This window comes from Bradyrhizobium guangzhouense (genome assembly GCF_004114955.1).
GTDB lineage: Bacteria > Pseudomonadota > Alphaproteobacteria > Rhizobiales > Xanthobacteraceae > Bradyrhizobium > Bradyrhizobium guangzhouense.
In genome coordinates, this window is record NZ_CP030053.1 from 2,975,462 (window position 1) to 2,995,098 (window position 19,637).

The following is a 19,637-nucleotide window of genomic DNA, read 5'->3' on the forward strand; positions in this document are numbered from 1 at the left end:
GCGCCAATGCGCTTCTCCCTTGCAATCCGGTCGTCCCCTGTGCTTGAAAGCGCCCCTGAGCCGCGGCGACGCAGGTTCGTAGGAGTGTAGCTCAATTGGTAGAGCACCGGTCTCCAAAACCGGGGGTCGCAGGTTCGAGCCCTGCCACTCCTGCCAGCAAAATCAAATAGTTAAGTTGGTCTGGCAGGCAGGGGATCAAGCATCCCTTCCGGGCGGTCCGGAGCGTCCCTCGCGATCGGGGCCGGGATGCTGGATCAGCGTGCGGTGGTCCGACCGGCTTCAACGGAATCCTGGCTGAGATCGACGTCCCGAATGGGCGCGCGGCGCAGCAGCGCGAAGATGGTCCCGCAGAGCTCGAAATAGGTGCGCAGGCGCAGCGCGCGGGACGAACCCTTCAGCTCCGCATTGAGGCTGACCGGCACCTGAACATGGGTCAGGCCCAGCTGCAGCAGCGAGATCAAGGCGCAGATCTGATAGCCATAGCCGTCCGCCTTGACCGCGATCTGGCGCAGCCATTTCACGGGGTAGACGATCATGCTGTGGTAGTCGGACAGCCAGAATCCGAACAGGCAGTTGAGGATCAGGCGCAGCGTATGCGACTGGATCGAGCGATTGACGGAACGGTCGGACTGGTTGTCGCGATAAGTGATGACGATGTCGGCGGCGCCGGCGGCCTTGAACATCCGCGCGATGCCTTCGTTCTGGAAGGCATGGTCGCCGGGAACAAGCGTGATTGCATCGAACTTCGCGCGCGACAAGGCATATCCGAAGCCGGCACCGACGCCGCGCCGTTCGATGTTGTGATGCACGATGATCCGCGGCTCGCCGGCGGCATACGAGTCCATGATCGCGCCGGTCGCGTCGGTGCTGCCGTCGTCGATCAGGAAGATCTCGAAATCGTCCAGCAACTCGCGGGCCAGCGGCAGCACCCCATCAATCGTGTCGGCGATCTTGTCCTGCTCGTTCAGCGCCGGAATGACGATCGTGAGCCGTTTTGCTGCCCTGGAAGATATCATCGAATGCCGCCGTCGCCGGCTACTCTCATGGTTGAAGCGCAAGCGGCAACCTTAAGTGATCGAGTGCCGGCAAACAATGCCGCCTCCCGCAGGTCGGGCAGGAGAGTGGCATTCGGGCCACTATTCGCTGAACTCGTAGAGCCCGGAGTTCCCGATTCCGAAGGCCCGGCGCAGGCGCCCGATCCGATTGGCCATGGTCCGCCCCGCAGCCGTCGCGGCGAATCGCGAATCTGATTGCTCGACCAGCCCGCCGTCGACGAGGATTTTGGTCCGTCCGTAGAACAGATCCGGAACCTGCCGTTCGACCACATCGGAAAGCGGTGCCGTTCGGCCCGGCCGATCGACAAGTCCGAGCAGGATGTCCAGTGACACCGATTTATACGCCGCACCGAAGGCGAAAACATAGGCCATGACGCCGAATCCGAAAATCGACGCCGCGTCCCAATACCGGAAATCCGGCAGGGTCAAAACGCCCAACAGCACGCCCAGCATATGCGAAAGCAGAGCGGCAAGCCCGAGCAGCATCACCGGCGCGAGCGACCAGGCGCGGATACGCGCCGTGATCTGAAGGGCAGGCGCCAGCAGCGCAAAGACAACCACAGCGACGAGACCGACAGCGAATGACATCGTGCCCGTCATCCGAGACCCGTCGACAAACGAACGAGCTTCACGAGACGTGCCACCGCAAGTCCTTTAGCCGTCGGAGTCAATTTGCCGTCGGCACTCGTCACCATGCCGGCGCCGATCAGAAGCTTCAGTCGATTGTGTGCGAAGGTACCGAGATCCCCGCCTTGCATATAAGCCCCGGCCCATTGCTCCGAGGTGAGGGGACGTCCGACCTGGACCAGCGCCGTAAGCAGCGTCAGGGTAAAACCCCAGGCCAGCAGGCTGAACAGGATGTAGCAAAGCATCATCGCCGTCGCGAGCAGGAAGAAGCCGCCAACCACGTCGGCGAACTGTCGTTGCCCCGGCAGCGCAATGCAGGCGATCACGAACAGAATGATGGCGCTGAGACAGCCCATTCGAAAACGACGGCCCGCTCCGCGAATAGCCGCGATACGTGCGTAACACACCAGCAGCAGCGGAAGTCCGGCACTCAGACAAATCGCAGTGGTCTGTGCAGGCCCCGGTAGGAAGTTCATCGCGGAAAATCGCCTCGGACGCCTCGGTGCTGCCGCAGCCGGCGCGGTGTCTATAGGAGGTCGCATTTTATGGGTCAATGATCAATTGATCCTCCGCATCAGGCTCTTGCGGTAGTCGGATGGGCGTGCGAACTCTTGCCGCCGATGCCGTCCTCGATCCATCCCAGCACATCTTCAATGCGCCGCGCGACAGCAGTCTTGCTGGCGCTGCTATTGGCCGCGCATGCGCCGATGCTGCTGAACGACGGCCTCTTCATGGACGATTGGCTGGTGCTCAAGGCCGGTCCGGGCTTCGTGATCGACATCGATTTCCTGCTCCACGGCGCAGGCCATCCGGTCTTCTACAGCTACGACGCGATCGCCAACTGGACCGGCGCGCCGATTGCCGTGATGTTGTCGCTGGCGCTCGCCGGAATTGTCTTCGGCGCGACGTCTCTGGCGCTGGCTGCAACGCGGCTCGACCTGCTCGATCGCGCCGAGGCGGTCGGCTTCGCGCTGATGGTGTGGACTTATCCCGGCTATCAGCTCTGGGCGGGCAAGGCGAATGCGGTCTACGTGCTTAGCTTTGGACTCTTGTTCGTCGGGACCTTGCTGCTGACGCTGGCCTACGGCGCGCGCGGAGTGCGGTGCGCGTTGCTGCGCCTGGCCTGCGCGCTCGCGTTCCTTCTGGGGTTTGCGCTCAATTCGACGATCGTGCTCTATGCCTTTGTCGTGCTGGGCCTCTTCGTCGCAATATGGCTGCGCGGCGAGCCGACGCACGGCCTTGTCCGGCGCACCTGGCTGGCTGGCTGGTGCTGTGCCGGTCGCTATCCGGACCTGGTGATGCTTCCCCTGATTTATTGGGGCGCGCTCAACATCTGGTTCAAGCGTAGCGGCGTATATGCGCAGTATTACAATGCCCATTTCCCGAGGCCCGGCGAATTGCTGAACGGCTGGGAGACATTTTTTCTCGCCGGCTACAGCGACGTTGCGCTTCACGCGATCGAGGCCGCGGACGCGGTGCCAAAGCTCTTTATCGCAGCCGCGCTCCTGGTCGGGATTGCTTTGTTCCTGCTGCGCGCCGATATGAAAGCGACCGCGCCGCGATACGCCAGCCTCTTGCCGTTCGCGCTCGCCGTGGTCGTGTTCCTGGTATTGTCGCTGCCCTATCTGATCGCCGGCATTTCGCCGTCTTCGACGAATTTCTACGAGAGCCGTCATCTTCTGATGTTTGGTCTGCCGTTGGCGCTGACGCTGCTTGCCATCAAGCGGGGAGCAGAGCGCTGGATTGGTCCGAGCGCTGCCATTGTCCTCGTGTTCGGATCGGGAGCGGTGCTGTCGATTGGCCTGCTATGGACCGACTACGCCTTCATGCAAGCCAGGACCCTGAAGCAACAGGCCTTGGCGCATCATCTCGCCCACCAGCCGCAGCCGGCGGCGACGGTCTTTGCACTCGATGACGGCTTCGTCGACTACCCGTCACGCCACACGAGCTTCGGCTTCACCGAGGTCACCGGCACCCTTCGCCTCGTCTGGGGCAATCAGCCCTTCCTGGGATTTGCCCTGCGCGCTGAACGGCCGACCGTCTTGCGAGAGGTGCAAGCGGCGCGGACTGGGCCGAACAGCGCCTTTGCTCACCTCGACCCGTCTGGGCCGCAGGCGACGATCTCGATGCAGCCGGGGCCGGCCGCGGCGCCCAATCTGGCTCTGGCCAGGAAATACTACACGTGCCGACTGTTGGCGCGTTGCGACGTCTCGCAATTGCTGGATCAACTCGCGCAGGTGAGCATCAAGGTGGGACCTATCGCCGGCATTCTGCCGCTCGAGGCTACGAAGCCTATCCGATGATGTTCCGCTTCCAGATCGTCTCCGCGAGGGCGATGTCTGCAATCGAATCCGCGCCAGAGGCCAGCGGCATTCGGCGTGCGGCAACGTCGGACACGAATGCATCGGCTTGACGGCGAAATGCCCAGCTGCTCTCGCGCGCCAGCCGTGTCCGATGACCATCCTGATCGAGACTGATCTGCGCCTCGTCCTCGGCAAAGGGAGGGGGCAGTTCGATGGTGATGGCCCCGCGTTCGAAATCGATCGTCAGGCCTTCGCGCCAAGGCCCCTCGGATCCGTTCGCGAGCTCCAGCACGCAGGCGATGCCGTCGAAGTCGAGCGTAATGCGCGAGGCTGCCGAGAGGTCGATCTTGCTGTTGACGACGTCGGGCGAGGGCCCGAGCAGATAGCGCGTCAGATTGATGATGTGGCTGAAGACATTCAGGAAGACATCGTAGTCCGGTCGCATCGCGGCTGGCAGCCAGTCCGGCCCGTCCTGCCAGAGCTCAAGCCCGTCGGGGCGCGCCTCAGCGGTCATCACAAAGGTGTCGCGCGATCCCCCGGTGTTGCCGCCGAAGCACCAGCCGCGCGCACCGATGATACGTCCGAGCGACTGATCCGTCCGAAGGCGCGTCAGCTCGGCCAGCGCGCGGGCCACGCCGGCATCGTGACGCTTCATGTAGCCGATCGCGTAGACGAGGCTCCGCCGCCGCGCGGCTTCGATCAGGGACGCAGCCTGGATCGTCGTATAGGCCATCGGCTTTTCCGACAATACGTGGCGGCCGCTGTCGAGTGCGTCCAGAACGATCGGGCCGGTCGCACGTCGCTTCGTCACGACCACGACGGCGGAGACCTCGCGATCCGCGAGCAACTCGTGATGGGAGCCGTAGATCCGAGAGACGCCGAATTTCCGTGCAGCGGCGGCTGCGAGATCAGGCCGGAGATCAGCGATCGCGACGACACGACAGGCGGGATTGGCGGCGAAATTGGCAAGGTGGCACATCTGGCCGACCATGCCCGTTCCTATGATGCCAATGCCTGGCCTCACGTGCTAGGCTCCATCCACGCGCTTCCGCAAGACGAGGAAATGCGCCGGCTGTCCCCAGGCGGTGAGGAACGCCTGGTCGGATTGGGTGAGGGCGGTGATCCCTGCCATATCCCGCTGCGCGATCGCGCTGAAGATATGGTGGAAGCTCTCGATCGTCGCTGCAAAAGCCTCGAGTTCGACCGCGTCGTCGGCAAGAATCTCGGTGTCTTGGATTGTCGCGCGCAGCGACGCGAGGCTCGCGATCACGCGAGGCAGGCTCTCGCCGAACGGATCGTCGATCATCCGATCGACATCGAGCACCAGCGCTTCGATCGAAGCCGAGATCGCGCTCACTGCTTCGGCCTTGCCGACCAGATAGAGCTTGCGTCCGCCGAGGAAGCTGAGGCGGCTGCGGCGAAGGTGGTGTATCGCGCGCAGCAGTTTCTCGTCGGCGGACAGGACTTTTTTGTGCCAGTAAACGTCAAGGCTGTCGCGGTAAGATGGCCACGCCGAATGGATATCGAATCCCTGACCGTGCGCCGCCGTGCACAAGGCCGCCGCGTCGAGGAAGTAGCGGTGCCGGACGAAGGGGTTCTCGAGCACGTCCATCAGCCACGATTCGAAGCTGCGGGTGTGCGGGATGCTGTCCCACTTCGCTTCGAACAGCGCTTTCGCGGTTTCGAGAGCAGGTCGGCCTGTCAGCACCTTGCCGGCGGCGTGAATCGCCTTGAGTGCAAGTTCGAAGAAGCCGCCGTAGCGTTCGTAATAGGAAGTGACGGCGTAACCGCCAGGATTGAGCAGCCGGTGAAAGATGCCGAGCCAGTTTTCGGTCGGCTGCACCGTGTAGATGAATCCTTCGGCATCGATGATGTCGAAGCGACGATCGCTGCGGAATCCCTCGACATCCGACGATACGAGCTCGCGCAGACGTGTCGTCTGGCTGAAATGCGCGAAGTAAGCCTGAATTTTCGCGTGCGCATGCCGGTTCGGCTCGGCGAGCGTCAAGCTGGCACCCCAACTGGAAAACACCAGGGCGTTCTCGCCGGAATCGGGCCCGAACTCCAGCACGTCGGCGTCGCGGAACAGGCGCGGCGGTAGCACCAGCTTGTCCGAAAACAACTCGCGCCGCTGGCCGGCATAGGCTTCGAGCTCGGCGGACGATTTGAAATTCCCGAACGTCGGCAGTACGTCCTGACGTTCGTAATAGTTGAAGAGCTTGTCCTCAGCCATGCAGCGACCCTGAGACCGCATCGAGCCGGTCGAGCTCACTCCAGATGTCGGACGGCGCAAAGATCGAGACGATCTGGAGCGGACGTTTCAAATTCTCGCGCAGCCGGTTGCTGACCTTGTCTTCGTTCTCCTGGTTCACGGCGAGAAGACAAACCAGAGGAGCGGATCTGCCAGTGAGGTCTTCCGGCGAGCGGATCGGAATCCCGGTGCCGGGCAGGAACAATCCCTGGCGCTCCTTCTGGTCGTCGACCGAGAGATCGACGAGCTCCGCAAGTTCGTGGGCATTCGTGAAGGTGCAAGCGCGGCAGCCGGCGCCGTAGATTGCGATCTCGGCGCCGCTGGCGCGGGCCTTGGCCAGGATCGGGCGGAGACGAGCGCCGTACTCCCTCGCGCGCTGTCCGAATTTCTCGCCGACGCCGGCCGGCGCAGGCGGCGCTGTCACTGCGCCGACGGCACGGCGGGCAGCGATGGCGAGGCTGCCGCCACTGAAATTGTATTTCTTGACGGATACCGCCTCGAAGCCATGGCGCGCCAGCAGCGCGAGCAGCGTCGGTTCGGTGAAGTAGCTGACGTGCTCCTCCCAGAGGACCGAAAGGTCGCCCACCATGGAGCCGGGCGCGAAATCAGGCACGTCGATGAACAGCAGTCCGTCGTCGCTGAGCGCGATTTTCACACAGGCGAAGAAGTTCTCGAAATCGACGATGTGTTCCAGCACCTGGCGCGAGACCACGAGATCGAACTTGCCGGCTTGCGCGACCGCGTCGTGGGCCATCTCCGGGCTGAGCATATCGGCATAGACCTTGATGCCGCGCTCGCTGGCGATCTTGCCCGACACCGGATTGGGCTCGACGCCAACCATGACCTTCGCGCCGCGCTCGCGCAGCCTGTCCATGAACAGGCCGTCGTTGCATCCGATCTCGAACACGGATTGATGCTTCGAGAATTTCGCGATGGTATCGAGCTCATCGACCTGGTGCGGCTCCGGCTTCCAGCTGCTGAAATTGTAGTTGAACTGCCGGTACAGAATGTCGGGGTCGATCGGCTTGACGATCTGGGGCAGGCCGCAATCGCCGCAGGCCAGCACCTCGAACGGATAGCGCTCGTCCTGCTCGTCCCTGCTGTGCCGGAGCCGATGGGCAATCGGCATCTGTCCGAGATCGATGACCGGACGCAGGTTCGTCGAGTGGCAAAGGCGGCAATGGTCGGTCACTGATTATTCTCGCATTTGGGCAGGCCTGACGAGGCGATTTTCAACGAAACTGGCAGGGCCGGCAATCGAGATGTTTCCGGATATATCCGGTGCCAGACCACGGAGCTGTCCTCAAGCCGATACGCGCACTCAATAGGGAGCAGGTACCAGTCGTCAGAACGTCTTGCAAGGCGCGCCGGCCGGAGCGCCAGCGGCGTCGGGCATCATGCGGTCCGGAGTTGGGCGGCGAGACCAACCATCTGCGGTCGACAATCTATCTTTGCGTCAGCCAGTCCGCGGCGGTCGCACCAACCTTCGTGACGTAGTCGTGGACCGCAGCGGCGTCGCTGCCATCCGGGGCCCAGTCGGGAAATGCCGTGCGGGATGGGTCAAACGGGCCGGCAGTGGTTTCGTGGAACACCAGCCATTCGGAGGTGATCAGGATCGAGTGGAACACCTGTTCGGGCATCCGGTAGTAGCAGCGCTTGCCATGGCCGTAAGGCGCCATTTCGAGCACGTCGCGAATCTGCCCGTCATCCTCGAAGATCACCACCTGTGCGGTGCCCTCGATGACGTGGAACGATTCCGGTTTGCCAAAATGCTTGTGGGGCCGGACATAGGCCTCGCGATGGTGCACGATCAGCATCTCGTGCAGACCGGACAAGGGATCGGGATGGGTGCAGAGCCGGCTGCGCAGGCGCGGGTTGCCGGCGGCGATGCGCTTCAGCTCCGCGATGGTGGCGTCGTCCGCGGTGACGATGGCATCGTCCGAATAATAGACTTCCGGATTTTGTGCGCGAAGCGAGGTTGACCGGCGCGGGCCCGCTTCATTCGAAGAAGATGAACCCATGGTCGCCTCGGTAGCCGCATTTGTCGTAGATCCAGGCCCACGTCTCCGGACCGTGGAAGCTCAGGCAGGTAAGCTGCCAATAGAGCAGGTTCGCCTTCTCGCGCTCGTTGCGGAACGATTCCACCATCAGATATTTCGAGGCGTCGCGTCCGACGCGCTCGATCTCCGATACGGCGCGGAACACGTCCTCGAGCGGAAGATTGTGCAGCACGCCGAGCGACACCACGAGATCGAAACTATGGTCGGGGTAGGGCAGTTCGACAGCGCTGCCGACCCTCAGCTGCGGCCGCACTTCCTCCTTGGCATTGGCGATGCCGTAGTCGGAAATGTCGATGCCTGCGATGGTGAGATCGGGCACAAGCTGGGTGAACTCGTAGAGTAGATAGCCCTTGCCGCAGCCGACATCGAGCACGCTCATGCCGGGCTTGATGCCGTAGCGATCGATCAGGGTCTGCGCGAGCGGGCGCCAGCGTCCGTCATAGCGATAGCCGCCGTAGCCATAGCGGCGGTCCCCGTCCCAATAGTCGCGTCCCCATTGCCGCGCAACAGTCGCGGATTCCGCCTTGTCGTGCTCGACCACGCGCTGGACGTAGTCGCGCTTGGTCGACGCGTGCATCGGCTGGAGCAGGTTGATCTCGGTCATTGTCCCCAGCCGGTATGCAGCATCGTCACAGGATCGTCGCGTATTTGTTGACGAGCAGGATGTCCTCGACCGCCTGAATGCCCTCGCGCGAGGACAGCGTGATCTCCTCGACGGCTGCATGCAGGTCGCAGCCTTCGCGCAGCACGCGGTCGTAGATCTCCCGCCGCCGCGCCTCGTCGGCCGGCAACATGAAGATACTGTACAGGATCAGGCCATTCAGTCGGGGCAGTTCGTCGAGGATGTCCTCGAGCACCATGTAGCTGCCCGGCATGATGTGCTCGGCGGCGCTCAGCAGATATTGCAGGTTCTTGCGCCGCGCGTAGTCGCGGATCACGATGTTCTGGACGTGCTGCGGGCTGCGGCTGCCGTTCAGCGGCCTGGCGCCGATGTAGCCGCGATGGCCGGCTCGTTCAGCCATGGAAGCCTCCGGGCAGCTTGTATTGCATGCCGACGCGCGTCGCCGGACGCAGCAGGATCGGCTCGAAGAACTCCCCGAAGCGCTTGTCCGCGTAGGGCGACATGATGCTCTTGAAGCGGCAGTTCATGCTCCAGCGCGTGCCGGGCTCCTCGTTGACGCGATTGCCGTGCATCAGCGTCTGGTTGAACAGCATCACGTGACCGTAGGGAATCTCGATGAAGGTCGCGTGCGGCTTGATCGTCTTGTAGAGTTCTTCGGCGCTGCGCAGGCTTGCCATGCGGTCCTGCATCTCGCCGTTCAGGGAGGGCGGCAGCAGATACATCGATTTGGTGCGCTGGACGTCGACAAGTGGCACCCACACCACGACCTCGAAGGGCGAGTCGCCCGACCAGACGTCGGAATGGGTGGCGAGCAGCGACGAGCTGTCGCCGGGAAGCTGGATACTGAGATTGACGCGGCGCTGCATGCACAGCTCGTTGCCGACGATGGTCTCGATCGTCGAGCGCGCCAGGCGGAAATAGGTCGGTCGGAACCACGGCTCGGCATTGAGGCCGTTGAAGACGTGCAGTCGCAGGCCGTTGAGATCGTCGACGCTCACCCGCGCGTGGATGCTGTCGAGCATCGCATAGGGGTCGTTGCTGGGTGGCAGCTTCAGATAGTCGGCCGCGAGCTCGGCGGCGCGCCGCTGGATTCGATCGAGCCCGTTGCGGTCATCGGCCCGTGTGGTGACGAAGCCGTCGTCGATGAAACGCTGCGCCAGCGCCTGCTCGTCGGGTTGAAGGAAGTCCGTATCCATCATGCAAAATACTCCCGGGCGGTCGCGCAAATATAGCTGATGTCGGCAGCCGAGAGGAACTGGTTGATGGGAAGCGTGAGGATCTGATCGGCCTGCCGCTCCGTCACCGGGAACGCGCCACGACCGTGACCCAGATGCGCAGCCGCCGGCTGGAGGTGGATCGGTACCGGATAATGGATTGCGGTCTCGATGCCCTTGTCGGCAAGATATTTCTGGAAGTCGTTGCGACGGTCAGTCTGCACGACGAAGGTGTGGAAGGTGTTGAACTCGATGTTGCGGCAGGGTGGAACGAACAACGGCAGGCCGGTGAGCTCGGCGCGGTATTGCGCGGCGTTGCGGCGACGACGTTCGATCACCGAGGGCAGGTGACGCAGGCGAATCCGCAGCACCTCGGCCTGGAGCGTGTCGAGCCGCGAGACGATGCCCCATTCCTGGACGTCGCTGCGGTTGATCAGGCCGTGATTGCGCAGCCGACGGATTCGTGCGGCGAGCTCGGCATCGGCCGTGACGAGAAATCCGGCGTCGCCGGCGGCATTGAGATTCTTCAGCGGATGCGCGGAGAAGCAACCGAACGTTCCCATGGTGCCGCTCATGCGGCCGTCATAGGTCGAGCCGACGGCCTGCGCGCTGTCCTCGATCACGGCAAGCGCGTGCTTGCGCGCGATCGCCATCAGCGGGTTCATGTCGGCCATGCGCCCGGTCAGGTGGACCGGCATGATCGCCTTGGTCCGCGGGGTCACGGCAGCCTCGACCGCGGCGGGATCGATGTTCTGGTCCGGCAGCACGTCGGCAAACACAGGCGTCGCACCGACCGCGATGATCGCGGCGGTCGATGCCACGAACGAATTCGGCGGGGTGATGACCTCGTCGCCGGGACCGATGTCGAGTGCCCGCATGGCCAGGATCAGCGCATCGGTGCCGGAATTCAGCGTCACGACATGCGGCGAGCCGAGATAGGAGGCCAATTCCTCCTCGAGCTTTGCGACCGCAGCGCCCCCGATGAAATCGCCGCGGGAAAACACCGCCTCGACCGCCTGCATGATTTCGCTGCGCTCTTCCTCGAATTGTGCGGGAAGATCGACGTAGCCGATGCGGCGGCGGGCAGTATCAGCGTCCATGGCAGAACTTCCTGACGGTCTCGATGACGCGATCCTGCTGTGCGCGCGTCAGATGCTGGTCGACGGGGAAGCTGATGACCTCCTTGGCGTGACGATCGGTGACCGGGAAGGTGCCCGGCGCGTAGCCGAGATGCTTGAGGCCTTCCTGCTGATACAGCGGGATCGGGTAGTGGATCTTGGCCTCGATGCCGTTGTCCAGGCAGTATTTGTAGAGTTCGTCGCGGCGTTCGGCGAACACCATGTACAGATGGTAGACGTGCTTCACTTTGGGACGGCGCGGCGGAACGCGCACGCCCGGCAGGCCGGCAAGCCCTGCGTCGTAATACGCCGCGTTCTCGATCCGGCGCCGCGTGATCTCGCTGGTCTGGCCGATCAGCCAGTTGCCGACGACGGCCTGAAGGGAATCCAGCCGCGAATTGCAGCCGAGGATCGCGATCTCGTCGCGATTCTTCATGCCGTGGTTGCGGATCAGGCGGAGCTTTTCGTTCATGCCGTCGTCATTGGTGACGACGACGCCGGCATCGCCCCAGACGTTGAGGTTTTTGAGCGGATGGAGCGAGAAGCCGGCGGCGATGCCGTGGGTGCCTGACCGCTTGCCAGCGAACTCCGACAGGATGCCCTGGCACGCGTCCTCGACGACGGGAATGTTGTGACGTTGGGCGATCGCCATCAGCTTGCCCATGTCAGTGACTTCGCCGGTCAACTGAACCGGCATGATCGCCTTGGTCTTCCCGGTGATGGCGGCTTCGACGTAGTCGACATTCATGCAGAATGAATCGTCGCAGTCGACCAGCACGGGCGTTGCGCCGGTCTCGGCGATCGCGCCGACAGTCGCAATGAAGGTGTTGGCGGCGGTGATGACCTCGTCGCCATGGCCGATGCCGAGCGCTTTCAGCGGCAGCTTGAGGGCGTCGGTGCCGGATCCGACGCCGATGGCGTGACGTACGCCGATCAGCTCGGCAAAGCGCTTCTCGAATTCGGCGACAGGCTTGCCAAGGGTAAAGTCGCCCGTTGCGACCAGCCGGCCGATCTCCGCCAGGATAGGCGCGGGGTCGGAGAATTGCTCGAGCAGATAGGAATATCGAACGTCGTACATGTGGCCCGTCAGGTGGAATGGAGTTGAGGAGCTGAGGTGTGGGAGGCGGCGAGCGCGCGCTCGATCGAGGTCGCGATGGCGCTTGGCGAGAGTCCGTGCTTCTTCAGCAGCGAGTCCTGTGAGCCGTAATTGTGCATGAAGCGATCCGGCAGCGACAGCCGCAGCATCGCCGGCAGGTTTGATCCGAGCTTGTCGATCAAGGCCTCCGCGACCGCACTGCCGAGCCCGCCGGAGGGGACGTGCTCCTCGAGCGTCACCAGCAGGCGCGTCCCGCCAGCGGCTTGCAGCAGTGCGTCGGCGTCGAGCGGCTTCACCGTATGCATGTGCAGGATGCCGGCACGGATGCCTTGCGCGGCGAGCAGGTCGGCCGCGGCAAGGGCGCGCTGGAGCATGATGCCGGTCGTGACCATCACGACCTCGCCGGGCGGCCGCATCAGGATGGCCTTGCCGATCTCGAACCTGTGTTCCGCCTTCGAGACGATCGCATCGCCGCCCTTGCCGAGGCGGATGTAGATCGGACCCTTCCAGTCCAGCGTCTCCTCCATCATGCGCGCGGCTTCGTCGGCATCGCACGGGCAGATCACCGTCATGTTCGGCAGCGCCCGCATGATGGCGATGTCCTCGATCGCCTGGTGCGTCGGGCCGAGCGGTGCGTAGACGAGGCCGCCGCCATTGGCGATCAGGCGCACCGGCATATTATGCAGACAGAGATCGACGGCGACCTGCTCGTAACAGCGCCGCGTCAGGAAAGTCGCGATGGTGTTGACGTAAGGCACGAAGCCCTCCATCGCCAGGCCCGCTGACATGCCGATGATGTGCGCTTCCGAAATGCCTTCGATCAGATGACGCTTGGGAAACTCCTTGCTCATCGCGCGTAGTGTGCCGGCGCCCGGGTCGGAGCCGATGTAAAGCACCCGCTCGTCGCGCGCGGCGAGCTTGTGGACCATGTTCATCGCGGTGTTGCGCATGGGCAGCCGATCAAAAATCGCCGACAGCGACGCGGATGGCGTCGAGCTCGCTGTCGGACAGCTTGTTCTTGTGATGCCAGTCGGCGTTGGATTCTGCGGGGGGCAGACCCTTGCCCTTGACGGTATGGCAGATGATCGCTGTCGGCTTTCCCGCAACGGCCGGCACCTGCTTCAGCGTGGTGCGCAGGGCGCCAACATCGTGGCCGTTGAGCTCCTGCACGGCAAAGCCGAAGCTGCGCCATTTGTCGGCGAGCGGCTCCAGCGGCAGCACGTAGTCGGTGGGCCCGTAGCTCTGCAGCTTGTTGTAGTCGATCAGCGCGACCAGATTGTCGAGGCCGTGCTTGGCCGCGCCCATGGCGGCTTCCCACACCGATCCCTCGTTGATCTCGCCGTCGCCGAGCAGGACGAAGGTCCGGTAGCTGCGCTCGCGCAGGCGTGCGGCAAGTGCGAGCCCGACACCGATCGAAAGGCCATGCCCGAGCGCGCCGGTCGACGCCTCGACACCCGGCACCATCCCGTATTCGGGATGCCCGCCGAGGATGCTGTCGGGGCCGCAAAAGCCGTCCAGCTCCGACAGCGGGAAGAAGCCGCGATCGGCAAGCAGCGCATAGAGCGCCAGACAACCGTGGCCCTTGCTGAGGATCGCGCGGTCGCGGTTCGGATCCCGTGGATTCTTCGGATCGATGCGCAGCACGTCGTCGTAGAGAACACGGACCATCTCGATCAGCGACAAGGCCGGACCGACATGTCCGCGCCCCGCGGAGCGGACGGAACCGAGGACCAGGCGGCGCAGATAAAGACTGCGCTCGTCCAGCGTGCAGGTGAGGGCGGCTTCAGCGTGGGGTGAGATCTGGATCAATTTGGCAAATCGCTTGATGGAGCCGGCGGGCTTTGTCGAGCTGACCGGCAAGGCGGACCGTCAGATCGCCACCTTGCGCAGCCAAGGCGCGTCGGGAGCGGGTTTCCGGCAAATAGGCATTCAGGACAATCAGGCACCAAATCGCCCCGAACACAGGATACAGTACGTCACGGCGGATCGCAAACGAGTCGTCCTCCGCCTCGAAGGCGCGTGACAGCCGTTCGATCAGGCGCTTTGCGCTTGTTGCGGGCAGATTGCTACCGGGATGGATCGCCGTGTCGGACACCAGTTTGACCGGATCGTCCCAGCCGAAATATTCGAAGTCGATGAAGCGCAGCCGGCCGTCTTCGCCGCGCAGCGCATTGTGCAATCCGAAATCCGACGGGCTGAGTGCGCGATGCGCCGGCGCAATATCCGCCGCCGGATCACGGCCCAGGTCCGCATAGCGCCGGCGGAGCTGACGGATCGCAATATCTGTGCTGGGAATCAGGCTGCCGTCGACGAAGGCACGAAGGTCGGAATCATTCTCCGAGGCACGCCTCAAGCTGTCCAGGCGTTGCTCGTACTGGGCGATCGCTTCCTCGGGCGAAAAGATGCTCGCCGATGCGTTCCTCAAATCACGCGCGCCCTCGGCAAAGCGCAGCTTCTGCAGCGCGACCAGAAAGTCGGCGAGCTGATCGGCGTCGTCGTCCTGCGGGCGCAGCACGGCGGGCTCGCCGTCGAACCATTGATACAGGGCGCAGAATGCATCCGCGTCCTTCGCCACCGGCCGCGGTGTCGAATCGATGCCGTGGCGCGACAGAAACACGAGCGCATCATATTCCTGCCCCAGGCGATCGCGCCCGTCGGATGGATAATGCTTGAGGGCGAGCGGCGGTCCCCCGGCCATCTCCAGCCGAAACACTCTGTTGTTGCCGCCTGCGCGCGCCGGATGGACGGCTACGACACGGGCCCCGGCGAGGCGGCTGCCGATCGCCATCGCAACCGATCCGCCGATGTCGGGTTCGCTCATGCCGCAAATACCTCGCGGCGGATCTCGGCCCAAGTCGCGATCGGCTTGCACCGTGCGGGGCAGGGGCGCTGCGATCGCGTGAACAGGATCGAGCGCGTTGTCGTCGGGAAGTGCGGTTGCTCGAACACATCGACGAGATCGTCGATGAAGACATCGAGCTTCAGGCTTGCGAGCCGGTCGACCTTGCCGGCCTGCGTGTCCTCGAAATAGACGTCGCCTGCGGAAAGCGCCGCATCAGCAGTGTCGATCAAGCCTGCCCCTCGCAGCCAGCTGCGCGCGGCGTCGCGCAGGTCGGTGCGATCCGGATCCTGATGGCCGTAGCGGGTCTTGTGGCTGACGATGTAGACCTTCGCGCCGGCCAGGCTGCACGTAGCCAGAAATTCCTGCACGCCCGGATAGACTTCGGCGCCACCAATTCCCTTGCCGTAGACGAAGCCCTGCAGACCCTGCCAGGCAAGCTCGCCGCCCTCGCGGGATCGCAGGTGATCCCGTACCTCGTTCTTCAAACCGTCCCAGCCCTCCGGCACCAGCCCACGCTGACGCGCGACGGCGGCAAAAACCTTGTCGTAGCAGATGATCGTGTTGTCGAAGTCGATGCCGATCCGCACGCCGCTCACTTCAGGCTGATGTTCTGCATCATCTTGATGTTGAAGTACCGGGGGTCGTTGAGCGAGTTCGGAAGGCGGCCGGACTTGAAGGCGTCGACGAGGCCGGACACGGCCTGCTCGATCGTGTGGGTCGGCGCGAATCCGAGTTCGCGGCGGATCTTCTCCGAGGAGACGTGATAGGAGCGCAGATCGTCGGTGGGTTCGACGGCGATTTCGACGTTGTTGCCGACCACCGACTTGACGATGTCGGCGATCTTCATCAGCGAGTGGTTCTCGTAGCCGATGTTGTAGGTCTTGCCGTCGATCTTGGCGTCGTCCTGCTGAAGCAGGAACAGATAGGCAGCGGACATGTCCTCGATGTGCAGATTGGGCCGGCGCTGTGTCCCGCCGAACACGCGGATGCGGCCGGTGTTGACCGCAAGATTGGTCAAGATGTTGACGACGACGTCGAGCCGCTGCCGCGGTGCGTAACCGCAGACGGTGGCGGGGCGCACCGTGCACGCGACGAAGCCGGAAGCGGCCTCGTCGGCGAGATCGGTCTCGCACATCGCCTTGAACTTCGAGTAGTCCGTGAGCGGTTCGCAGGACAAATCCTCGGTCACTTCGGCTTCGTCCTTGATGCCGTAGACGCTCGAGGAGGATGCGTAGATGAAGCGCTTGATGCCCGCTTTCTTCGCGGCGCGCACCATCGGCCGGAAGCAGTCGTAGTTGATGGACTTGCCGAGTGCCGGATCGAGCTCGAACGAGGGATCGTTGGAGATGCAGGCGAGATGGATCACCGCATCATTGCCGCGCAGCGCCTCGTTGATCGCGGCTTCATCGCGGATGTCGCCCTTGATCAGACGAAGGTTCGGATTGTTGCGAACCGTGTCGAAGACGGATTCACCGTACATGAACAGGTCAAGCACCGTGACCTTGTGGCCCGCTGCCAGCAGCTGGGGCACCAGCACGCTGCCGACATAGCCGGCGCCGCCCGTGACCATCACGTTCCATTTTTGACCAATCACTGCCGTTCTCCAGATCTTCGTTTGCGCTACTTCAACAACGCCGTCACGAACTTGACCAGCGGCGCCTTTTCGACCGAGTTGCGATGACCGACAATGCCGACCTTGATCGCGCCCGCCGCATTGCCAATGAAGGCGACGTCCTCGATATTGCCGCCGGCCGCCACCAATGGGGCCGTAATCGTCAGGAAGGCGTCGCCCGCGCCGACGGTGTCGACGACGGTCTTGGTGAAAGCGGGAACGCGCGCGACGCCGGTCTTCGCCGAGAAGGGATAACAGCCGAAGGATCCGTGCGTGATGATCATGTTATCGCAGTCGATCTTGCGGTGCAGGCCGTTCTCGATCACGGAAGCGATGTCGCTGAACTTGTCGGTGGCGGCCAGGCGCGCTTCCGGCGCGTCGATGCAGATGTAGTCGGCCCGCGGATATTTCGTGACGAGATTGTAGCCGTGATTTCCGCTGTTGCTCTGGGCGTTGACAGCCAGGAACTTGGAATTCGCGATCAGCGTGTCGATGGTGGTGGAGGCGATCATGCCGTGTCCGAAATCGGTGACGATGACGACGTCAGCGCCGCGGATACGTTCCGCGGTGACTCTGTCGATCTCTTCCCGCTGCTCCTCGCCGACCGGCGTGTCGTCCATGGTGTAGACTTCGAACAATTTGTGCAGATAGCCGAGTTCGACGTAGCGGAGCTTGCGGGTGGTCGGTCGGTTCTCGACGCGAATCGGCGTCAGCGTGACGTTCGGGCGGATATGGGCGCGCAGGAAGGCTTCGGGATAGTCGTCGCCGCCGAGCGTCGTGACGATCTCGACCGACTTGCAGAAGCTCGCGACGTGGTTCGCAGCGGCGATCACCCCGCCGGCAAACTGCTCCCGGTTCTTGAACAGGGTCGCGACGATGTTCTCCTTGGATGCCTTTCCGAGAGCCGAGACGTACTGGTATTCGTCGATGATGGTGTCTCCGACCAGCACGACGTGCATGTCCTGCATCTTGTCGATCAGCTTCAGGAGGCGTTCGGCGCCGCCGCCTTCGCGCACCTTCTGGAGGTAGTCGCGCAGAGGGGGATCGTAGATGTCGAAGTAGCGGTTGAGCAGCGTCGACGAGCTGAAGGTCACGTCGCGCGTGAAGACGATCCGCCCGCCATGGCGCTCGACGGTCTCGCGTTCGGTGGCGATCTTGCCGGTGACGTCATCCTCCGGATTTTCGTAGTCCGAGCCCTTGACGTAGATATCGGGGCGCACGGTATCGAGGATGGGCTCGGCGCTCGAGGTCTGGTTGATGCCGACCCAGTCGACGGTGCCGAGCGCGGCGAGCATCTCGGCGCGCATGTTCTCCGGAAAGATCGGCCGGCCCGGACCCTTGTTGACGTGGCGGTCGGCGGTGACCGTCACCATGACGACGTCGGCTTCCTTGCGCGCCGCTTGAACGTGGCGGACGTGACCGAGATGCACGAGATCGAACACGCCGTGGCACAGCGCGACGGTCTTGCCTTGCGCTTGCGCTGTCCGCGCGATCTCACCGAGCTCCTCGATCGTCTTGATTTTCTCGTGCGGCGCCGGATGGCCGTTCGGTTTGTTTGTCGGAGCAGTGCTCATCTAAATCATCCAAAGCGCCGATCGGTCTTTGGTGACCGGCGGGCTTGATCGGTTGGCGGCAATCCCATCAAGTGCGAATGAAACGGCTCAACCGCTTGCTTCTTGCGGCTTGCCGGGCGCCGCGCCACTGTCGTCACCCAGATATTTGAACCAGTCCTTGGTGGCATCCGCAATCTTGTCGACAGTCCACAGCGGGGCGTCCTTGTACTGGTCCATCGATGTCAGCATCGTCGCGACGCCTTCCTCGAACTTCACCTTCGGCGTCCATTTCAACACCCGCTTGATCTTGGTGATGTCGGCATAAGTGCAGTCGGGCTCGCCGGGCCGCTTCGGAATGTGGACCTTGTCGCCACCAAGCAACTCGACCAGCCGGTTCACGCTGTAGGTGTTGTCCGAGCCGACGTTAAAGACCTCGTGCGAGATGTCGGAGCGTGCGGCAGTCACGAAGGCATCAGCGACATCGCTGACGAAGGTAAAATCACGCGTCTGCTCGCCGTCGCCGACAACGGTGAACGGCTTGCCGGCGAGCTTCTGCGCCATGAAGACACCGAACACGGCGCCGTACGTTCCGGTGGTGCGGTGGCGCGGCCCGTAGACGTTGAACAGACGCAGCGCTACGGCCGGCAGCTTGTAGACTTGGCACCAGTGCATGACGCACTGCTCACCGAGATTCTTGGTAAGCGCGTAGGGGTACATCGGCCTGATATCGGCTCCCTCCGGCGTCGGATAGACGTCGGGAATGCCGTAGCAGGACGATGACGCTGCGTAGACGAAGCGGCGAACGCCGGCGTGACGCGCCGCCTCGAGGACGTTGACAGTGCCGTCGACATTGGCGCGGTGATAGGGGATCGGCGACTCAATCGAGGGAACGATATCGGCCAATGCTGCCAGGTGGAACACCCAGTCGATACCGGAGAAATACGGCCTGATCTGCTCGAGGTCGGTGACATCGGCGCGGACCACTTTCAACCGGCTTGATGTGGCGCGCGAAGCCAGGTTCTCGGGCCGCCCGATGACGAAATTATCGAGCGCGATGACCTCATGGCCGTCATCGAGAAGGCGATCGACAAGATGACTTCCGATGAAGCCGGCGCCGCCAGTTACGATGCATTTCATGGGGAACATCCGTGCCGCGAATGCCCAGCGAAATAGGCCCGCCAATGTTGAGTGAAACCCGAATCCGACTACCAGCCACCCGCAAACTTTGCAAGCATTATACCTTTGCAATCCCTAGTAATAATCGGTATCAAGCCGGCATGTCGA

The 19,637-nt window shown here is 63.2% G+C and carries 20 protein-coding genes and 1 tRNA gene; 2 read left to right on the forward strand and 19 right to left on the reverse strand.

Annotation, left to right across the window (positions count from 1 at the left end; all coding sequences use genetic code 11):
- The first annotated feature begins 80 nt into the window (after positions 1-80).
- A tRNA-Trp gene (locus XH91_RS14295) sits at positions 81-156 on the forward strand.
- Between the two features lie 98 nt (positions 157-254).
- Here XH91_RS14295 and XH91_RS14300 read toward each other — a convergent pair.
- The 3 genes from XH91_RS14300 to XH91_RS14310 all read right to left on the reverse strand — a co-directional run bounded on the left by XH91_RS14300 (position 255) and on the right by XH91_RS14310 (position 2,158).
- Positions 255-1,016 (reverse strand): glycosyltransferase family 2 protein, encoded by a 762-nt coding sequence (locus XH91_RS14300; RefSeq protein ID WP_128951189.1) that lies wholly within the window; start codon positions 1,014-1,016, stop codon positions 255-257.
- 120 nt (positions 1,017-1,136) lie between these two features.
- Complete coding sequence (locus tag XH91_RS14305; protein ID WP_245477332.1) at positions 1,137-1,655, reverse strand: hypothetical protein; 519 nt, start codon at positions 1,653-1,655, stop codon at positions 1,137-1,139.
- Positions 1,652-2,158: a hypothetical protein gene (locus XH91_RS14310; RefSeq protein WP_128951190.1), complete on the reverse strand. Its 507-nt coding sequence runs from the start codon at positions 2,156-2,158 to the stop codon at positions 1,652-1,654. Before XH91_RS14310 ends, XH91_RS14305 begins: the two co-directional genes overlap by 4 nt.
- A 177-nt stretch (positions 2,159-2,335) precedes the next feature.
- Between XH91_RS14310 and XH91_RS14315 the strand changes: the two genes are divergently transcribed.
- Positions 2,336-3,985 (forward strand): hypothetical protein, encoded by a 1,650-nt coding sequence (locus tag XH91_RS14315; protein ID WP_164934079.1) that lies wholly within the window; start codon positions 2,336-2,338, stop codon positions 3,983-3,985.
- On the opposite strand, the gene XH91_RS14320 is transcribed toward XH91_RS14315, so the two are convergent.
- From XH91_RS14320 to XH91_RS14395, 16 genes are all read right to left on the reverse strand, one after another.
- On the reverse strand, positions 3,975-5,009 hold the full coding sequence (locus XH91_RS14320) for a Gfo/Idh/MocA family protein (RefSeq protein WP_128951192.1): 1,035 nt from the start codon (positions 5,007-5,009) through the stop codon (positions 3,975-3,977). The genes XH91_RS14315 and XH91_RS14320 overlap by 11 nt on opposite strands.
- A 3-nt stretch (positions 5,010-5,012) precedes the next feature.
- Positions 5,013-6,239: a class I SAM-dependent methyltransferase gene (locus tag XH91_RS14325; RefSeq protein WP_347339930.1), complete on the reverse strand. Its 1,227-nt coding sequence runs from the start codon at positions 6,237-6,239 to the stop codon at positions 5,013-5,015.
- Positions 6,211-7,428, reverse strand: coding sequence for a class I SAM-dependent methyltransferase (locus XH91_RS14330; RefSeq protein WP_128951194.1), 1,218 nt, complete (start codon positions 7,426-7,428; stop codon positions 6,211-6,213). The genes XH91_RS14325 and XH91_RS14330 overlap by 29 nt, the downstream gene beginning before the upstream one ends.
- 253 nt (positions 7,429-7,681) lie before the next feature.
- The gene (locus XH91_RS14335; RefSeq protein ID WP_128951195.1) at positions 7,682-8,257 is read right to left on the reverse strand and encodes a WbuC family cupin fold metalloprotein; all 576 of its coding nucleotides are present in this window, start codon (positions 8,255-8,257) and stop codon (positions 7,682-7,684) included.
- Positions 8,235-8,900, reverse strand: a complete 666-nt coding sequence (locus XH91_RS14340) for a class I SAM-dependent methyltransferase (protein ID WP_128951196.1) — start codon at positions 8,898-8,900, stop codon at positions 8,235-8,237. The genes XH91_RS14335 and XH91_RS14340 overlap by 23 nt, the downstream gene beginning before the upstream one ends.
- Before the next feature lie 25 nt (positions 8,901-8,925).
- Positions 8,926-9,318 carry an LIC12192 family sporadic carbohydrate cluster protein gene (locus XH91_RS14345; RefSeq protein ID WP_128951197.1) on the reverse strand — a complete coding sequence of 131 codons (393 nt, stop codon included), beginning with the start codon at positions 9,316-9,318 and terminating at the stop codon, positions 8,926-8,928.
- Complete coding sequence (locus XH91_RS14350; protein ID WP_128951198.1) at positions 9,311-10,117, reverse strand: sporadic carbohydrate cluster 2OG-Fe(II) oxygenase; 807 nt, start codon at positions 10,115-10,117, stop codon at positions 9,311-9,313. The genes XH91_RS14345 and XH91_RS14350 overlap by 8 nt, the downstream gene beginning before the upstream one ends.
- A complete protein-coding gene (locus XH91_RS14355) occupies positions 10,114-11,232 on the reverse strand; it encodes a DegT/DnrJ/EryC1/StrS family aminotransferase (protein ID WP_128951199.1) in 1,119 nt (372 codons plus the stop codon). Before XH91_RS14355 ends, XH91_RS14350 begins: the two co-directional genes overlap by 4 nt.
- The gene (locus XH91_RS14360; protein WP_128951200.1) at positions 11,222-12,328 is read right to left on the reverse strand and encodes a DegT/DnrJ/EryC1/StrS family aminotransferase; all 1,107 of its coding nucleotides are present in this window, start codon (positions 12,326-12,328) and stop codon (positions 11,222-11,224) included. The genes XH91_RS14355 and XH91_RS14360 overlap by 11 nt, the downstream gene beginning before the upstream one ends.
- An 8-nt stretch (positions 12,329-12,336) precedes the next feature.
- Positions 12,337-13,296 carry a transketolase family protein gene (locus tag XH91_RS14365; protein WP_128951201.1) on the reverse strand — a complete coding sequence of 320 codons (960 nt, stop codon included), beginning with the start codon at positions 13,294-13,296 and terminating at the stop codon, positions 12,337-12,339.
- A 10-nt stretch (positions 13,297-13,306) separates the two neighbouring features.
- A complete protein-coding gene (locus tag XH91_RS14370; protein WP_128951202.1) occupies positions 13,307-14,155 on the reverse strand; it encodes a transketolase in 849 nt (282 codons plus the stop codon).
- The gene (locus XH91_RS14375; RefSeq protein ID WP_164934078.1) at positions 14,130-15,167 is read right to left on the reverse strand and encodes a phosphotransferase; all 1,038 of its coding nucleotides are present in this window, start codon (positions 15,165-15,167) and stop codon (positions 14,130-14,132) included. Before XH91_RS14375 ends, XH91_RS14370 begins: the two co-directional genes overlap by 26 nt.
- The gene (locus XH91_RS14380) at positions 15,164-15,775 is read right to left on the reverse strand and encodes an HAD family hydrolase (RefSeq protein WP_245477333.1); all 612 of its coding nucleotides are present in this window, start codon (positions 15,773-15,775) and stop codon (positions 15,164-15,166) included. Before XH91_RS14380 ends, XH91_RS14375 begins: the two co-directional genes overlap by 4 nt.
- A gap of 5 nt (positions 15,776-15,780) precedes the next feature.
- On the reverse strand, positions 15,781-16,782 hold the full coding sequence (locus tag XH91_RS14385) for an NAD-dependent epimerase/dehydratase family protein (RefSeq protein WP_128951204.1): 1,002 nt from the start codon (positions 16,780-16,782) through the stop codon (positions 15,781-15,783).
- Positions 16,783-16,808: 26 nt separating this feature from the next.
- Positions 16,809-18,374 carry a PfkB family carbohydrate kinase gene (locus tag XH91_RS14390; protein ID WP_128951205.1) on the reverse strand — a complete coding sequence of 522 codons (1,566 nt, stop codon included), beginning with the start codon at positions 18,372-18,374 and terminating at the stop codon, positions 16,809-16,811.
- An 87-nt stretch (positions 18,375-18,461) separates the two neighbouring features.
- A complete protein-coding gene (locus XH91_RS14395) occupies positions 18,462-19,490 on the reverse strand; it encodes an SDR family oxidoreductase (protein ID WP_128951206.1) in 1,029 nt (342 codons plus the stop codon).
- Between the last annotated feature and the right edge of the window lie 147 nt (positions 19,491-19,637).

Bases quoted from the DNA above. Each gene is read 5' to 3' on its own strand.
- XH91_RS14300 (WP_128951189.1), bottom strand. From the start codon at position 1,016: ATGATATCTTCCAGGGCAGCAAAACGGCTCACGATCGTCATTCCGGCG.
- XH91_RS14305 (WP_245477332.1), bottom strand. From the start codon at position 1,655: ATGACGGGCACGATGTCATTCGCTGTCGGTCTCGTCGCTGTGGTTGTC.
- XH91_RS14310 (WP_128951190.1), bottom strand. From the start codon at position 2,158: ATGAACTTCCTACCGGGGCCTGCACAGACCACTGCGATTTGTCTGAGT.
- XH91_RS14315 (WP_164934079.1), top strand. From the start codon at position 2,336: ATGCGCCGCGCGACAGCAGTCTTGCTGGCGCTGCTATTGGCCGCGCAT.
- XH91_RS14325 (WP_347339930.1), bottom strand. From the start codon at position 6,239: ATGCGGTCTCAGGGTCGCTGCATGGCTGAGGACAAGCTCTTCAACTAT.
- XH91_RS14335 (WP_128951195.1), bottom strand. From the start codon at position 8,257: ATGGGTTCATCTTCTTCGAATGAAGCGGGCCCGCGCCGGTCAACCTCG.
- XH91_RS14340 (WP_128951196.1), bottom strand. From the start codon at position 8,900: ATGACCGAGATCAACCTGCTCCAGCCGATGCACGCGTCGACCAAGCGC.
- XH91_RS14345 (WP_128951197.1), bottom strand. From the start codon at position 9,318: ATGGCTGAACGAGCCGGCCATCGCGGCTACATCGGCGCCAGGCCGCTG.
- XH91_RS14350 (WP_128951198.1), bottom strand. From the start codon at position 10,117: ATGATGGATACGGACTTCCTTCAACCCGACGAGCAGGCGCTGGCGCAG.
- XH91_RS14355 (WP_128951199.1), bottom strand. From the start codon at position 11,232: ATGGACGCTGATACTGCCCGCCGCCGCATCGGCTACGTCGATCTTCCC.
- XH91_RS14360 (WP_128951200.1), bottom strand. From the start codon at position 12,328: ATGTACGACGTTCGATATTCCTATCTGCTCGAGCAATTCTCCGACCCC.
- XH91_RS14365 (WP_128951201.1), bottom strand. From the start codon at position 13,296: ATGCGCAACACCGCGATGAACATGGTCCACAAGCTCGCCGCGCGCGAC.
- XH91_RS14375 (WP_164934078.1), bottom strand. From the start codon at position 15,167: ATGAGCGAACCCGACATCGGCGGATCGGTTGCGATGGCGATCGGCAGC.
- XH91_RS14390 (WP_128951205.1), bottom strand. From the start codon at position 18,374: ATGAGCACTGCTCCGACAAACAAACCGAACGGCCATCCGGCGCCGCAC.
- XH91_RS14395 (WP_128951206.1), bottom strand. From the start codon at position 19,490: ATGAAATGCATCGTAACTGGCGGCGCCGGCTTCATCGGAAGTCATCTT.